This is a genomic window from Achromobacter sp. UBA2119 (assembly GCF_002331005.1).
GTDB classification, from domain to species: Bacteria; Pseudomonadota; Gammaproteobacteria; order Burkholderiales; family Burkholderiaceae_B; genus Achromobacter; species Achromobacter animicus.
The window spans coordinates 134709-151136 of sequence record NZ_DCYD01000014.1 but is presented as its reverse complement, the minus strand read 5'-3'; the positions used below and the strand labels follow the sequence as shown (position 1 = coordinate 151136).

Here is a 16428-nt window from a genome sequence, read left to right as displayed (position 1 = left end):
AACTCTGCCTGCAAATCAACATGCAGAGCAGAAATGCATGGCGTTGTAGGCTTCGCTATGCTCCGCTCCAAACGAGAACCCAATTCCGAGGCGAAGGCCGGATGCTGTATCTACGTTTCGCACGACGTAGAGTGCATCCAGAACTCCGCCGTCGATGTAAGCCTTTGGGCGGTCTTCGCACACATAGCCGTCGGATTCGGTGGCCTCGTAGAGACTTCCGACCGCCGCAGTGAAACTGCCGGCGTAGGCGGCGTATCGCCTTCGGTGCCGCGACTCTCCGTAGAGAGTCCGCTGCACTGTCTCCAGCCCATAGTGCTTGATCACGTAATACCGATATTGGTCATAGGTCGGAAGATCGACTCCTACAAACGTGAGGTGTCCTGTCGGGAGCCTCACTGGTTTTCCGCCAAAATCATGTTGCATGGCAAGCTGATACACCTTGCGCAGCTTGACGCCCAGCGCGCAGTGTTTCGTATAGCTTTGGACGATGAGGTCGATCATCTGCTCCTTAGCTCTTGTGCCGCTGCGCTTTCCCCGGACTTCCGATGGTCTGCCAAGCTTGAACTCAGACTTTTGGTTTGCCAGTCTGTCCCAGCGCCCGATGTTCTTGAAATTGGGTAGCAGCGCCCAGGCGTTCCGTCCGAAGGTGATGTAGGTGAAGAACCAAAATCGCAGTCGGCTGGGGTTCTTCCCGACCGATTTGGCATACGCATGAATCAATTTCTCTGGTGCTGGCGCCGAGAGAATTTCCGCTTCACGCTCGAGCAGCGGAGCGATTGCTAGCAACCGGTCCTCTACCCGTGCCTTGTTCGGAATTTTCTTGTCCGGCCGGGGCTGATCTAACAGCTGAAGGTCGACGTTCTCGAGATCATCGAGGTGTGGCGGCAACCCCGTTGGCTTATGCGCGGGAACGATGAAACCATCAGCAGTGGCTTGCTCGAACTGACGATTGGTCAGCATGATGAGATTTACAGATAGGCGTTTGACTGACGTGAACCAGGCCAGTATCACCCTACCGCTAGGCAGGTGGTTGCGGACCAGGTAGTAAACGTTGCCCTTAAGGAGACACTGAAAGCCATCGGGCGCGATGAGTGGAGTACCGACCTGCACGCCTCACCTCGCGAACCAATGGCCGTACTCTTGGAGCACATCCACTCGCTCCGCGCGCAGGGGCTTGTCGGGAAGCACCGGCCTAGTGAGGTCTACTCGGATCTGGCGGGACCAGATTGCTTGGTGGAGAATCCTCAAGCACTCTCTGCGGCTAGTGCCGGTCTCTCGTTCAAGGTCGGCGAACAGTGTCAGTGGCGACGTGGAGGAACCAACAATCTCTCGGAACCGATCAATGATGTGATTAACAACGCTTGGCTCGGTAGATGGTGAGCTGTTGGACGAGCCAAACAGTGCGGTCAGGTTCGCAATGATGTGCGGATGGATATCAGCTTCGGTCACGCGAACTGTTCTGATGCCGGCATCCGCGAAATAGAGTTCTTCGAGATGATGGCGATGATCGGCGCGTTCCATCGCTTTAGATACGCGGAGCGGGTTGTAGATCCGATGCGGTGTGAGGGCGAACGCGGCACGATCTTTCTTGACCGTCCAGTTCACGCAGTAGCAGCCAGCACCGTCTTTGAGAAAGAGCAGTAGGTCGCCGATATACGGAAAAGCTGCGCGAACTTCCGTGCCATCGGGTTCAGTGATCCACACCGTGGGATGTTGGCCTATCCTGCCAAGTCTATCGGCGACGTCCACCGTCCCGCGGAACATCGGCATGTCCGAGGGCAGGATGTTCAGATAATCGACAAGAGGATGAGGCGCAGGAAACGTCGAGAGCATGTGCTGCTCTCGAAGCTCGAACAAAGCCGGGTTGTACAAGGTGAGGAGTGCTGCGGCTCGCTCAGCGAGCGATAGCAGATGAATCTCTCGGCTCAGCTTCTTAGAGTAGACGGTCGAAGGCCGGCTGGAGGCCGGGGCCTCGTCCCGTGTTGCGCGTATGCTGGGCTGGTATTCAGGACCCCAACCAGGCTTGAGTTGTCTTTTTTCAATCAGCTTGAGGCGTGGCCAGCTGACGAGTGCATTCCGAGTCATTATTGGCTCCCAGGGTGAATCACAATAGGAACGACACTCGGTCGATCCCATGTCTGGAGAACCCGCTTCGGATGTGTTGAGGCAAGCGCAAAACTGCCCCTGCAGACGCTTGACAGCATCACGCATAGAGAGCAATATTTGCTCAGGTTTGGCGACCTACAGCACACCCAACAAGGCCAGTTTGCTCCGGCAAGAGCGCTGGCCTTTTGTGCAAGTTCTCATCTCATCTTGTTGGCTACTTCATAGCTGACCTTTCCAGAAAATTTGAGCGATAGAAGGCCCATCTTCGGCGCATAGCGCGAAGCTGAAAAGGGCCGCACGTGACGTGCAGTCGACGGTGTTTAGCGCTTCGAGAGCGTCGAGTTCATCGCGAGTTATGTCCTATTCGCTGCCGTTTCCAGTCCAACTACTAAACTACAGATTGCGAATACGGTTAGCGGAACGTTGCGGAGCTCGAGAGGTGAGCGCCGTATAGAGTTCTGCATTGCGCCGGAGATGCAATATGGATTGGTCCCTGGCATCTAGGTGTGGTTCAGATCACTTCACCTGTAGAGCACCTAGATACTGACGATTATGCTATCGAAATCTGTTCCAGTGTCAATGAAAAAGTGATCGTAAGTGATTGATTTATATTGATTTTTAATCACTTTATTGGGTGTATGAAATGCTCTGATTTTGCGTGAAAATCTGTACGCTTCTGATTAAAAAGGAATTTTTAGCAGAGCCAAAGTAGTAAAACCGTTGTGTGAGATTCAAGCCGCGCGACAATCCTGTTGCTAAATATTTTCTCGGACAAATCGAAGGGAACACATGCGAAGCGCTGGACAGCCTATTACTCATCTTCAAGCTCGTCATCGAGTGCTCTCAATACATCTTTTTGGATGCGGCGTGGTTTTGGCCTTGGTGCATTGGCTCGTGTTCTCAGTGTCCGGGTCACGTGTAGTGAGCCAGCAAGTACTCCAGCCGATGCTGCAAATATTCACGGTGCAAATTCTTTGCCTCCTCATCCTCCTATTCAAACTAACGAACGCGGTCCGCGAATGGCGGGGGATGGAACCCTTTGTCGTGGCTGGCTATGGCACCGTGGAAGATAAGGCAGCAAAACTTGCGCTCGGGATGTCGTATGTGCTCTGGGGCGTAGCAGTGGTGGCCAGCTTCAGCAGCCTCTACGTTGGAGCAAAACTTGCGATTGCCGCCGCTTATTTTTGGGGCATCGCTGAGGTGTGCCTCAACCCGTTGCGGCCTAGCGATCAATCCAGGCTTTGGGCGCCGGCGCTCGGTTTTGTCATTGCCGTGCCTGTCGTTTACTAAAACAATGCCTTCTATACTTCCCTGCTCCGACTCCTGGCGGTGTTGCACTTAAGTGACATTTTTTAGGTACAACATTCGCGGCTCTCGACATAGGTGTTCTATCTGAGCTGGGCGGCAAGGCCATCGGCTACGCCGTCTATTTCTACAGCACTAAACCTGACTGGGAAAGAACGGCATCTATCTGGAGGACCGTTCCGTCACGCCCGCGCACTGCGGCACCGACGCAGCACGGGCTCGGGCCTGGGAAAATTTCCTCTACGTATGGATCTGTTCCACGCAAGGCGTGGAACAACAACGGCTCTATGTAGTAGAGATACTTCTCAGCGACCTGGCTGGGCGACAGATTTGTGGCGTCCACCCGGGAGCCAACTCCCTGGTAGGCAACGCGGAGGCGCATCGTTCGATCTGGCTTACCGTGGTGGGCTACGCGTAGTCGGGTGCTACTGCAAGATCCAATTGTGTGTACTTGCTGCGACTCGCTGATCCTTGAGCCACGCGCCGAATCGTTTGCGCATAATTTTGGCGCTTGCGGACGTGGGTGTGGGCATTTCGGTGTTGGGATGTACAAGGACTTGTAACCACGGCGCTGTTCGGCTGCTCGCGGATATCTCGAAGCGAAATCTTCAAAATTGGGATTTCTTCATCCGTTGCGGCTGAACGCCCTGGCAGTTCCTGAACCCAAGCCCCGCTTGTATCAGGAGCTGCCGCAAAACTGGCGGCCATCGTCCAAATTCGCCCGATGAAACGCGGGATAACGGTAGATCAGCCTTCACAGTTGTCGGCGTCCGGTACGCCAACCATACGTGCACCACGCCGCACAGTTTTCCACCCAACTGGTGAGGGGAACCTCGCGATAAAGCGCTGTAGTGTCCACCTGAATGTAATCGAACCCGCCAGCCGTGACTGCTATGGCGACGACATCGCCTGCGCGGTAGCCTGTGTACAAGAATGTGATATCAAGCAGCGTTCGTCCTCGTTTGGAAGCCAAGGCTGCAGGAATGATTTGAACGTCGGCAAGCTATCTGGAGCCGTGAATCGGCTGGAGGAAAACGGCCGCCCTCGACATTGAATGAGATGTTTCCCGTATCCGGCGCAAAAAGGAGGCAAGGTATCCCGACGCCTTTAAAAAATGAACATCACGGACATTGGCGGCGCTAGAAGCAAGAGTTCAAAACTGCAGGAATCGGCAACGGTTCCCGTAGAATGTGCGCTATACCTGTAGGATCAGCAAAACAATTAACCGCGTGCTAGCGGTCGAATTTACCTGCGAAGGAAGTGTATGTCCCAGATCCCCTCAATCGACGTATTCCAGAATCTCTATATTGCTGCGGCCGACGGCAACCGTGCGCTTCTTCGAAATCGGCTAATTGGCGCTGCTAAGGACCCTTGGTTTCACGACGTAGAGGCTGAAGCAAGGACTATCGGGCCAATATTGAGCGACGAAGAAAAGATGTTGGTCTTCACGTGCAAGGAGAACGAATCTAGCCCTGCCGCCAAGTTGACTCTCTGGCCCGACGAGCCCGGCGAGTATCGGGTGACGAATGTCATCCCCACGGTTACCTTTTCGCTTACGGAGCGAGAGTACAACTCCGTTCTGCGTCAATTTATTGTTCAGGTACTTGGCGAGGTGAAGGGCGTCGCGTCGCATCGGCTATCTCAACCCAATGAAGGGCCGGAAGATTGGACCAGCCCAGCTGCGAGTTCCGCTCTTTGGACTTTCTCACAATGCGCGAACAAATCATCCGCAGCGGCGCACCCCTCGGATGGTGATCGTTGGCAGAAATTTATCGTTTTGGCGCATAGATCAAAAAAACGCCCGGACCCGTCGTTGCTTCGGAGGTGGCTCGCTCAAGGCGCGGGTTGGCCGCTAGATGTTGCACATGAGCTCAGTTTGCAATACGAGTTTGGTTTGGAACTCCTAGGCACCTACGATCAAGTGGCACTATGAGCTTCGCACCTGGAACGGCTGATGCTATCGCGGCATTAGGCCTACCTGTCCTTTGTGCTGATACGTGTTCTATCCTCGATATTGTCAGGGATCCGATTCGGAGGGACCTCCAACCCGAGCACATCGAGGTCGCGAAGCACCTAGTAAACGAAATGAAGGCCACGCGCCTAGTCGCACTATTTGCGCAGCAAGTAACGCGTGAACTCGCTGACAACGTTGATAATGTAATCGCGGTCAGCAAGGCGAGCCTTGATAAGCTGAAAGGCGAGTTGCTGCGCATTCAGCGCCTTGCGCAGGTTCACCGTCCGTCAGAGAATTTGACTCTGGACTTCATAGATCAGCACGTGACTGACGCACGGACGCTGTATAACGAATGGACGGGCGCAGCACGCGTGGTAGAGCACTCTGCAGACGCTGCGATGCGTGCATACGAGCGGGTGTCACAGTGTCTTGCGCCCGCCCAGCGTGGTAAAGATTCGAGCAAGGATTGCCTTGTAATTGAAACATACTTTGAGGCGGTGACCGAGTTGCGAGAAGCTGGTCTTGAAGCGCCGATCGTCTTCTTGACGCGAAACTCTGCAGACTACGAGGTGGATCGCAAGCTGGAGAAGGGCTTAGCGGTTAGATTTGAAGAACTTCGCATGGGGTATGCGCCGAATACGTCGCGAGCCAAGCACCTTCTTGCCCTGTAGTGCCCACGCCGAGAATGAGTTATTCGAAGCGGCCACCTAAATGCACTGCCCTGTGAGAGTTGGACGTTGATCCAACCTTCGGGGTTTTTTCGACGATGAAGAAACAAGGTATGAAAATCCTTCTTGCAGCCGTCGCCCTGACCGCCCTCACATCCGTTCAAGCGGCTCCTCTGTCGCCTGAGGAACAGAGGAAGAAGCTCGAGGAGATTCAAGCGAGCACCCAGGCTGTAATCGAACAGGCGAATGCGGCGATTGCCCAGTACAACTTTAAGGTTTGCGAGGCGGAACTGATCGCCGCCGGAAGGATCATGGGTGACCGGCAAAATGGCAAACTGATCACAACGTTGCTGGCAGAGGTCAAGAAAGAACAGGAAACCGTAGAGGTGCCACCTTGGGCGCCCGCTCGTGTCAATGCGCTCATTACGGAAGCTTATAAGGTTCCGCGGTACCGCAGTCCCAAAGTCAAAGAGGACGCGATTACTGACTTCCAAAACGATGCGTTCGTGAAGTGCCAAGATTGGTGGGCTAAAAGGACGGCCTCCCCTAGCAAGTAAGACGCCGCGCATCTCGTTGCAGAATGCAGACTGATAAATAACTTAGAGATTACGCAATCTCAATGCAGTCACAAAAGCTCCGAGAAGTCCTCACTGGGTGTCCTTAGCCCTTCGTCGGAACCCCGCGCCTTTTTTCCATGCGCCTATTTAGATCGTGTCGCCTCCCCGTGCCGATTTCCCTTGACGCTGCGCACTCGCCGGCATACAGTCTTCTCGGATACATAAGCATACACATACACACATACTAAAAGGTGTAGTAACAATGGCCGGAAAAATGTGCCCTAAGTGCGGTGAACAGACGTTCTTCCAGACTCCTACGGGGCGGGAATGCTCCAAGTGCCATGCAACGATGACCCTGCCTGCGAACGAGGGGAAAGGCGGGCAAGGCAGGCGGTGTGTGAACTGCGGTGAAAACAAGGTTTTCAGCAGCGCATGCCGTGGTTGCGGTGCAAAGTATTCTTAACCACTAGGGGCAAATAATGGGATTTTGGGATAAAGCGCTTAACGTCGCAAAGAATGCAGGAACTGCGGTGTACAGCGAGCTGGAGAAGTCTGCCAACGAGGTACGCGAGCTGAGGCAGAAGTACGAAGACATGGGCGATCAAGAGTTGCTCAGGGTTGTCAAGAATGACGGTTTCCTTGGTAGTTCGTCGAAGGAGCGAGCCATCGCTTTCAGTACCCTCAAAAGCAGGGGGTACACCGCTGAGGATGTGAAGAAAGACTAGTGCCCGGCGACCCTATTGGAGAAATGCGCCAACATCTTGCGTCTACAGCCATATGGTCGTGATCGGCTACTGCATGGTTTCCGATCCGAGCTGCGGCTGCGCGGAGATGTCCTTCTAAACCTGGCCTATCGCTGGTTCTGTCGTCTTGGCCTTAAGGACAGATCGCCCGACCACTCCTGTCAGTTGAAGGTTGTGCTGCGGTCGCACTCCGAACGCGTAGCAGAACCCTTCACCGAGGACAGAGACGCAAGATATGTGTCGGCAGCGACACTTCTGCTTGCCAGTATGCAATGTGCTCGATTCAGAGTGGTGTACTCACGCAAGCACACGCTTCACCCAACCCTCAAAGTTTCATCTACAACAAGGTCCACTCGGCGTCCGGTGGCCGTTGCAACGCTGATACCGACTTTCGCTCAATTTCTTTCCGCCCAAACACCAGTTGGCTGGAGCTGTACCAAGTTTCAACTTTCTTCGCTTAATTCAGATTCTCTGTGGTTTCAGGCTCTTGCGCGCATCGACTGGTACCGTCTTTATTTCGCTTATTCACAAACGTGAACAGGGCCGCGTATACGCGGCCCTGTTCACATTTGGCACGAGGATCTGCTCAGCATGAAAACGACAAATAAAGTCGATCGCGCGTGCCTCACGATTGCTTTGCCTAACTACGTGCGGCATCGTCGACGCCAGCCTCGACTACATGCATCCCCATCTCACGCGAGCGTTTGCTGAGATTGCCGAGTCGTACCGTGGCGGGGAGTTTTCGCAGGAACAGGGGGATGGGACTGGAAACAGCGGCGCGCGCTATGCGATAATTGATAACGATTCCTATTTGTTTATAGCGCAGCCCGTGGCCTCGACACGCGATAGCCGGTTTTCCACCATTTATAAGAATGACCACCCGTGGCTGGAGCGGCGGCTGCGCAATGGCCTGCGCAACCGCGAGGACGCGGAGGACGTGGCGGGCGAGACGTTTACGCAGTTGCTTTGCCTGCCAGCGTTGGAGCAGCTAAACGAGCCGCGGGCCATGCTGGTCACGATCGCCCGGCGCATTACGTGGCGGCTGTGGCGGCGGCGCGAGCTGGAGCAGGCCTGGCTGGAGACGTTGCGGTTGCAGCCGGAGCCGCTGGAGCCGTCGGCCGAGGAGCGGGTGCAGACCCTGCAAGCCTTGCAGGCGCTGGATGTGGCGCTCGAGGGGCTGTCTGCCAAAGCCAGGATGGCGTTTCTGTATAGCCAGCTCGATGGGATGACGCATGTGGAAATTGCGGCGCGGCTGAAGGTATCGCCGACCATGGTGCGCAAGTACATCGTGCAGGCCTTGAACCGTTGCTGCGAGGTGTTTTGGGTATGACGGCCTTGGATGCGCGCACCCGCGAGGCGGCGATCGAGTGGCAGGTCTGCTTGTCCAGCGGGCAGGCCAGCGATGCAGACCGCGCGGCGTTTGAACGATGGCTGGCGGAGAGCCCGTGCCATGGCGCGGCGTGGCAGCGGCTGAACGCAGCGCTCAATGGTACGTTGCATGCGCTGCGGCCAGGGCTGCTGGCCGACGGCGATGCGCTGCGGCGTTCGCTGGTGGGGCCGCAGCTGGCGCAGCGCCGGCGGCTGGGGAAGCTGGCGCTGGCGGGCGGGGCGCTGCTGCTGGGAGCGGGCGTGGCGGACCGCTATGTGCCGTTGCGATCTCTGGCGGCGGGCTATGTCACCCGCACCGGTGAGCGCCGGCGGGTGGCTTTGCCGGACGGCAACACCATGGAGCTGGATGCGCGCAGCGCGGCGTCGTGGGAGGGGCCGCACGTGGTACGCGTGTCGGCCGGGGCGGCGATTTTTGAGTTGGGGGGCAGCCAGGAGTTGCAGCTGCGGCTCCCGCAAGGCGAGGTCAGGCTTGCCCAGGGGCGCGTCATGGTGCGCTGCGCTGCCGGGCGCAGTTTCTGTCTGGCATTGAGCGGGACCGCCGTGGTGACCACGCTAGCAGGCGTGCGCCAGCCCTTGGCGCCGGGGCAGAGCGTGTGGTTCGATGCGCGGCAGGTGGATGCGGTGCAGAACGGCCAGGCACACGCCGCCGCTTGGCAGAACGGCGAGTTGGAAGTCCATGACGAGCCCCTGCAAACCGTGGTGGATGCGCTGGCCCGTTACCGGGCGGGCTGGCTGCGGATGTCGCCGCAGGCGGCGCGGCTGCGCGTGACGGGGCTGTTTCCGCTGGACGATGGCGACCGGGCGCTGGAGGCGCTGAGGAATACCTTGCCGATCCGAATGCAGCGGGTGAGCCGCTGGTACGTGATGATCGATCTGGCCTGACTATTTCACGCGCCGGGTGTTTTTTTGAAGGTGCCGATGCACATACAGGGAACGCGTACTCACGCAACCACGGAGTGATCCATGCTTTCCCTGAGGTTTCCGGCCGCCTGCGTCATCGCAGCCGCCGCCTGCACCGCCCATGCCCAGGCGCTGCGCCAATACGATTTGCCTGCGGGCCGGCTGGATGTGACGCTGACCCAGATCGCGCGCATCGCGGGCGCGGTGATCTCGTTTCCGGCGGATCTTGTGGCGGGCAAGTCCGCGCCGGCCGTCTCTGGCCGGTTGTCCTTAGAAGAAGCCACCGCTCGGGCCCTGGCCGGAAGTGGGCTGGAGCTGCGGCGTACGCCTGACGGCAGCCTGTCGGTAGCCCCGGCCAACACGACGACGCTGGCGCCGGTGGCGGTGGAAGCGGACACGCTGGGCGTGACGGAAGGCACCCATTCCTACACCACGACGGTCATGTCCACGGCGTCCAAGTTCGCGCTGTCTCCGCGCGAGACGCCGCAGTCGGTCAGCGTGGTGACGCGCCAGCAGATCGAGGACCGGGGGTTTCAGTCGCTGGACGATGTGGCGCGCGACACGACCGGGCTGACCACGCGCCAGATCGGCGGCGGGGAACGCACGCAGTTCTTCTCTCGCGGGTTCGAGATCAGTTCGTTCCTGGCTGATGGGGTGCCGCTGGGCTACGACTACGATACGCAGGGCGTGGCGACGTTGGCTATGTACGATCACGTCGAGGTGCTGCGCGGCGCGGCCGGGATGATGACGGGGGCTGGCAATCCCTCGGGCACGATCAACCTGGTGCGCAAGCGCGCCACGGCGGTGCCGCAGTTCTCGGTAACGGCGAGCGCCGGCAGTTGGGACAATTACCGGGGCGAAGTCGACGGCTCGGGCCCGCTGAACGAGGCCGGCACACTGCGCGCCCGGGGTGTGGTGGCGTATCAGGATTCCAATACCTTCAAGAAGGCCTACGAGCACCAGCGCCAGCTCTTCTACGGCACCATCGAAGCCGATCTCACGGCAAACACCACGCTCAGCGTCGGCGGCTACTACAACCGCGAGGACAACCCGGGCGCGGACTGGAATGGGCTGCCCACGCGCCGAGACGGCAGCTTCTACGACTTCAATCGCTCGATCCGCTTGTCGCCGGACTGGGCCTATTGGAACAAGGAAAACACCAGCTTCTTCGCCGAGCTCGACCACCGTTTCGAGAACGGCTGGTCCGGCAAGCTCACCGCCCGCACGTTGCGCGCCAGGTTGAACATGCTGGGCAGTTATCTGTACCCGCTGGAAGACTCGACGTTCTTCGGGCAGGGCCTGGGCCAGTATGCCTATGACAAAACTCAGTACAGCGTGGACGGCTACCTGAGCGGCCCCTTCTCGCTGCTGGGGCGCACGCATGAATTGGTGTTGGGCGGCAGCTTCCTGAAGAACAAGGACGACGACGGCCCCGGCGGGTGGCCGTTGGACTACAACATGACGGTCGACCCGGAACACTGGGACTCCAGCGCCGTGGAGAAACCCGCGTTCGTCCACCCCTGGTCGCGCAAGGGATACCAGCGCCAGATGAGCGGCTACGCCACCACCCGCCTGAGCCTTGCCGACCCGCTGACGCTAATGCTGGGCGCTCGGTTGGACTGGTATGAGTACGACATGACGCTGAAGTCCGGCGACTACGTCAGCCCGCCTGCGGACTATAAGGTCAAGCACGAGCTGACACCCTACGCGGGCCTGATCTACGACCTGGACCGCCACCATTCCGTCTACACCAGCTGGACCAGCGTGTTCCAGCCGCAGAGCAGCCAGTCAACCAGCGGCGCGCCGCTGGACCCGGTCATCGGCACCAATCTGGAGGCCGGCATCAAGGGGGCGTACTACGACGGACGGCTCAACGCCAGCGCGGCGGTGTTCCAGATCCGACAGCGCAACCGACCGGTCGCGCTGGCCACGTCCGCGTGCAGCCCGGGGGTGATCGAATGCTATGCGCCGTCGGGCAAGGTGCAAAGCCGGGGGGTGGAGTTCGAAGTGGCGGGCGCAATCACGCCGGGCTGGCAGGTGGCTGCCGGCTATACGTACAACCAGTCCAAGTACCTGGAGGATTCGGGCAGCCTCCGTGCGGGCGCGCCCTACGACACGCAGACTCCGCGTCATCTGTTCAAGCTCTCGACCATGTACACATTGCCGGGCTCGCTGAATGCGTGGCGGGTGGGGGGGGCGGTACGTGTGCAAAGCGCGATCAGTTCGCCCGCGTATAACGTGCGCCAGCCGGGGTATAGCGTGTGGGATGCGGTGGTGGCGTATCGGGCCTCACAAAATCTGGATCTGCGCCTGAACGTCTATAACCTGTTCGACAAGTATTACTACCAGGCGATCGGCAGCACCCAGGACAACAACCACTTTGGCGCGCCGCGGTCGTTCTTGCTGACGGCGAAGTACACGTTTTAAGTGTGGCGCAACGTGCGCCTGTACCTCGCCAACATTCGCAGCCATCGACACGCGGGCCGTTTGCGACCGACTTTATTTTCAGTTTTTAAAGCGCGTGAATAAAGTTCGCTTTCGAGGAATAAAAATCGCTTGAGACAAGTGTTCTTTAAGCCAGCGCTTCCATGCAGAATAGGTCGCCCAGTGCGGCCTATTTTTCATTCACTTCTTGAATCGCCCCGGACATTGCGGAGGCTCCAACTCTTGAGAGAATGTGAGCCATGAGCCGCGGCCATCCCCGCCGTATCCTGAGACGACCTATGACAGCTTTTCATCCTGACATGAGCCGCGAGGCGTTTGCCGCAGCACTTCGCGAGAACGCGCAGGCGCAGCAGTTCCCCGGGGCGATGCTCATGCCTAAGAGCCGCCGCGACTATGTGGGCGCGGTCATCGCCATTACAGGCACTTTATATTTCGAAGGCGGCTATACACAGCTTAAGCGGGAGGCAATCGCACAGTGTTTTGACGATTACCTGGCGCACGCGGGCGATGCCCTCACATGGCTGTGGCGTGGCGAGCTCCCGTCAGGCCCGCCGTGCATGCCCTACGTCAAGAGTCCGACAATCCGCGATTTTTTCGCAACGCTCGACGAAGACGAGAAGCTTGACCTGCAGTACACGAGTGGCACCAAGCGCGAGGATGCCGGCCCGTATTCCTTTTATGTCAATGCCGCACCGGCTTGGGCCGCCCAAAAAACAGGCCGTCTGGATGTGTTGCGGTTCGCGTTGCCCTTTGTTGATATTGTCGAGCAACCCAAAGCCTTTCAAACCTTGTTCGTAGAATTCGCTGCGAGGCTGCAAGCATTGCATGGCCATGGCGGTTTTGGTTTTGTGCTGTCCCCGTCGGAATGGAACAGTAATCAGCCCACCGAAGCCTTCGCGTCGGAGCAGGCCCGCGGCGTTGATGTGGGGGCGCCAGTATTCTCCGCCATGGTGCTCAAGCCCGACACGTTCAAGACAGTGTCTTGGCTGACCGCAATCAATCGTGACATGGTGGCGCAGGCAGGCGGCTTGCACACGTTGCGCTCGGAATTGCCGCCAGACTGGTTCGCCTTCTATGACTACGGCGCTGGCATCGTCATTCAGGCTGGCAACGAACCCGACCTTGCTGCGACGGCTATCGACCCTAAGCCTCCGCAGTACGCGCTACCTAACGCAGCGCTCAAATCGCTGCGCAGTGCTGTGTTCGGGTTACACCTGGCGGCCAGTGCCGCCGGCGAACCGCGGCTGACCGGACCAAAAGGCGAAGCATGGGTTGAGCGCTTCGATGTATCTGACGAAGAGCTGCTCGATGTAAAGGCACGACTGCTTGATACGTCTCGGCTAGATACAACTCACACTCTGGACGACCGACTGTAGCGCAGCGGGGGGCGAACGCCCTGCGCCGATGACCGATCAGTTCGTCACTGAAGGAATTTTGTAGGTGCCATTCTGCACCGCGAGCTGTGCGCGAGCGGGGTCATATTCTCGGTGCCATGGCTCAGCGTTGACAGTGCGTACGAAGCCAAACGCAGACGCATATTGTTTGAGCCACTCATATGTTTCATTGCCGTCCGCTGCCCTAACGGAGATATCGAGGGCAATCCCATTCTGATGGTTCGAATTGCCGGGTTTTGCGGCGAGGTTAATTCCTGGAAGCCGCTTCTGAAATCCATCCCATAGCATCTTCTGCTCTGGATAGGACCGGAATCCGCTGTCGATTGCAAGCTTTATGCCGGCGGCTGCCGCACCGTCTGCAAAGATCCTTCGTTGCTCGTCATCGTTCCATAAAAAGAACGATGAAGTCAGAAATCGCCATCTACCGCTCGATTGTCCCGAAGAATATAGTTCTGTTCATCGCAGCAACGCGCTGCAAGCAACACCCCAAACCTACTGCTTCAAGGACACTGACATGACCAACACCACCGCCAAGCTCGAAGTGCTGACCCCCGAAAACAGCCAGATCATCTTCATCGATCACCAACCGCAAATGGCCTTCGGCGTGCAGTCGATCGACCGCCAGACGCTGAAGAACAACGTCGTGGGTCTGGCCAAGGGCGCCAAGGCGTTCGACATTCCGACCATCATCACCACCGTCGAGACCGAATCGTTCTCCGGCTATACCTACCCCGAATTGCTCGATGTCTTCCCGGAAAAGAAAGTGCTGGAACGCACGTCGATGAACTCGTGGGATGACCAGAAGGTGCGCGACCAGCTCGCCGCCAATGGCCGCAAGAAGGTGATCGTGGCTGGTCTGTGGACCGAAGTCTGCAACACCACCTTCGCCCTGTGCGCCATGCTGGAAGGCGAGTACGAGATCTACATGGTTTCCGACGCGTCGGGCGGCACGTCGAAGGAAGCGCACGACATGGCCATGCAACGCATGATCCAGGCTGGCGTGGTGCCGGTGACGTGGCAGCAAGTGCTGCTGGAATGGCAGCGCGACTGGGCCCGCCGCGATTCGTACGATGCCGTGATGGAAATCGTCAAGGAACACTCGGGCGCGTACGGCATGGGCGTGGACTACGCCTACACGATGGTGCACAAGGCCGCGCAGCGCACGCAGACCGCCCACGACGCTATCGCGCCCGTCGCTGCGCCTGTCGTCGCTCGCTAGATCCCCAGGCCCGCGGCCGATGCCGCGGGCTTTTTTTCTCGTACCGACCGGCAGCCCCGGAGCCTCCCATGACGACCGCCGACACCCGCCCCGCCGACGCCCAGCCGTCCTCGCCTTTCGCCTATTCCGCCTTCTCCGTGATCTGGATCGCCACCGTGCTGTCCAACATCGGCACCTGGATGCATGACGTGGGCGCCGGATGGCTCATGACGTCGCTGTCGCCGTCGCCGATGTTCGTGGCGCTGGTGCAGACGGCGGGCGCGCTGCCGGTATTCCTGCTTTCGCTCCTGGCCGGCGCGCTGGCCGACACGATGGATCGCCGCAAGCTGTTGCTGATGGTGCAGATCGCCATGGGATTCATCGCCCTGGCGCTTGGTCTGGTGGTCTGGTTTGGGCTGACCACGCCGTGGGTGCTGCTGGGCTTCACGCTGCTGATGGGGATCGGCACCGCATTGTCGGCGCCGGCCTGGCAGGCCATCGTCCCCAGCCTGGTGCCGCGTCCTTCGCTGCAGCAAGCCATCGCGACCAACAGCGTGGGCATCAACGTGAGCCGTGCGATCGGCCCGGCGCTGGCCGGCGTGCTGATCACCAGCCTGGGCGTGGCGATTCCGTTTTTCGTCAATGCGCTGAGCTTCATCGTGGTGGTGGCCGCACTGGTCTGGTGGAAGCCGCCGGTTGCCGCCGAAAAGCGTCTGCCCCGCGAGCAGCTGTTTCATGCCATGCGTGCCGGCCTGCGCTTTGCGCTGCACAGCAAGCCGCTCAAGTCCACGCTGGTCCGTGCCGTCGCGTTCTTTCTGTTTGCCAGCGCCTACTGGGCCCTGCTTCCGGTGATCGTGCGCCAGGTGCTCAATGGCGGCGCCATGCTCTACGGGATCATCCTGGGCTGCGTCGGTGCGGGTGCGGTGATTGGCGCGATGGTGCTGCCGCCGCTGCGCAAGAAGCTCGGTCCTGACCGCAGCGTCATGGCGGGTACGCTGGGCACGGCGCTCACGCTGGTGGTCTTTGCGGTGACCCCGCATCCCGTGGTGGCCGGTGCGTTCAGCTTCCTGGCCGGCGCGTCGTGGATCATGGTGCTGACCTCGCTCAACGTATCGGCGCAGGTCGCCCTGCCGGACTGGGTGCGTGCTCGTGGCCTGGCGATCTTCGTGACGGTGTTCTTCGGCTCGATGACTGCGGGCAGCATGATCTGGGGCCAAGCCGCGGTGCATGCCGGCGTCCCCGCCGCGATGCTGATCGCCGCCGCCGGCTCGGTGATTGCGATGCTGCTGACCCGCAAGGCCAAACTGCAGTTGGGCGCCGACCTGGACCTCGCACCGTCGATGCACTGGCCCGAGCCTCTGATCGATCAGCAGGTGTCGCATGATCGCGGCCCGGTCATGATCACGGTGGAATACCTGATCGACCCGGCACGCGGCGCGGACTTCGTGCAGGCCATGCAACATGCCGGCGCCGAGCGCCGCCGCGACGGGGCCTACGCCTGGGGGATCTTTGAAGATGCGGCACTGCCGGGCCGCTACCTGGAATACTTCCTGGTGACGTCGTGGCTGGAACACCTGCGCCAACATGAGCGTGTGACCCACGCCGACGCGGACCAGCAGGCCGAAGTGCGCGGTTTCCACATCGGCGATGCGCCGCCGAAGGTGTCTCACTTCGTGGCACCGCAGCAGTCGTAAGCTTTGTTGTTATCGAATGCGGCTCACTCGAGCCGCATTTTTTTATGCCTGGATGCAATGCGGGGCATCATCTCG

The 16428-nt window shown here is 59.0% G+C and carries 13 protein-coding genes and 1 pseudogene; 11 read left to right on the top strand and 3 right to left on the bottom strand.

Features of this window, described 5'->3' with window-relative positions:
- Positions 1–15 precede the first annotated feature (15 nt).
- Together B3098_RS14500 and B3098_RS14495 are read right to left on the bottom strand one after the other, a co-directional pair.
- Complete coding sequence (locus tag B3098_RS14500; protein WP_286897263.1) at positions 16–960, bottom strand: hypothetical protein; 945 nt, start codon at positions 958–960, stop codon at positions 16–18.
- A 153-nt stretch (positions 961–1113) separates the two neighbouring features.
- Complete coding sequence (locus B3098_RS14495; protein ID WP_286897262.1) at positions 1114–2085, bottom strand: hypothetical protein; 972 nt, start codon at positions 2083–2085, stop codon at positions 1114–1116.
- Between the two features lie 942 nt (positions 2086–3027).
- On the opposite strand from B3098_RS14495, the gene B3098_RS14490 reads away from it, so the two are divergent.
- From B3098_RS14490 to B3098_RS14450, 9 genes and pseudogenes are all read left to right on the top strand, one after another.
- Positions 3028–3396, top strand: coding sequence for a hypothetical protein (locus B3098_RS14490; RefSeq protein ID WP_286897261.1), 369 nt, complete (start codon positions 3028–3030; stop codon positions 3394–3396).
- A gap of 1279 nt (positions 3397–4675) precedes the next feature.
- Entirely contained in the window at positions 4676–5344 is a 669-nt protein-coding gene (locus B3098_RS14485) for a hypothetical protein (protein WP_286897259.1), read from the top strand.
- On the top strand, positions 5341–6036 hold the full coding sequence (locus B3098_RS14480; protein WP_286897258.1) for a PIN domain-containing protein: 696 nt from the start codon (positions 5341–5343) through the stop codon (positions 6034–6036). Before B3098_RS14485 ends, B3098_RS14480 begins: the two co-directional genes overlap by 4 nt.
- Positions 6037–6146: 110 nt before the next feature.
- Entirely contained in the window at positions 6147–6590 is a 444-nt protein-coding gene (locus tag B3098_RS14475) for a hypothetical protein (protein ID WP_286897256.1), read from the top strand.
- A 777-nt stretch (positions 6591–7367) separates the two neighbouring features.
- Positions 7368–7492 (top strand): annotated as a pseudogene (locus tag B3098_RS14470) (transposase); the annotation flags it as partial.
- Between the two features lie 520 nt (positions 7493–8012).
- Positions 8013–8663, top strand: coding sequence for a sigma-70 family RNA polymerase sigma factor (locus B3098_RS14465; protein WP_414631279.1), 651 nt, complete (start codon positions 8013–8015; stop codon positions 8661–8663).
- Entirely contained in the window at positions 8660–9604 is a 945-nt protein-coding gene (locus B3098_RS14460; protein WP_286897255.1) for a DUF4880 domain-containing protein, read from the top strand. Before B3098_RS14465 ends, B3098_RS14460 begins: the two co-directional genes overlap by 4 nt.
- An 81-nt stretch (positions 9605–9685) precedes the next feature.
- On the top strand, positions 9686–12049 hold the full coding sequence (locus B3098_RS14455) for a TonB-dependent siderophore receptor (RefSeq protein ID WP_286897253.1): 2364 nt from the start codon (positions 9686–9688) through the stop codon (positions 12047–12049).
- A gap of 296 nt (positions 12050–12345) precedes the next feature.
- On the top strand, positions 12346–13443 hold the full coding sequence (locus B3098_RS14450) for a type VI immunity family protein (protein WP_286897252.1): 1098 nt from the start codon (positions 12346–12348) through the stop codon (positions 13441–13443).
- Between the two features lie 36 nt (positions 13444–13479).
- Here the strand turns inward: B3098_RS14450 and B3098_RS29140 are convergent, their stop codons facing one another.
- Positions 13480–13827: a M15 family metallopeptidase gene (locus tag B3098_RS29140; protein ID WP_414631280.1), complete on the bottom strand. Its 348-nt coding sequence runs from the start codon at positions 13825–13827 to the stop codon at positions 13480–13482.
- A gap of 148 nt (positions 13828–13975) precedes the next feature.
- Between B3098_RS29140 and B3098_RS14445 the strand changes: the two genes are divergently transcribed.
- Positions 13976–14680: a hydrolase gene (locus B3098_RS14445; RefSeq protein WP_286897250.1), complete on the top strand. Its 705-nt coding sequence runs from the start codon at positions 13976–13978 to the stop codon at positions 14678–14680.
- Positions 14681–14748: 68 nt separating this feature from the next.
- Complete coding sequence (locus tag B3098_RS14440; RefSeq protein WP_286897249.1) at positions 14749–16353, top strand: MFS transporter; 1605 nt, start codon at positions 14749–14751, stop codon at positions 16351–16353.
- Positions 16354–16428: the final 75 nt, after the last annotated feature.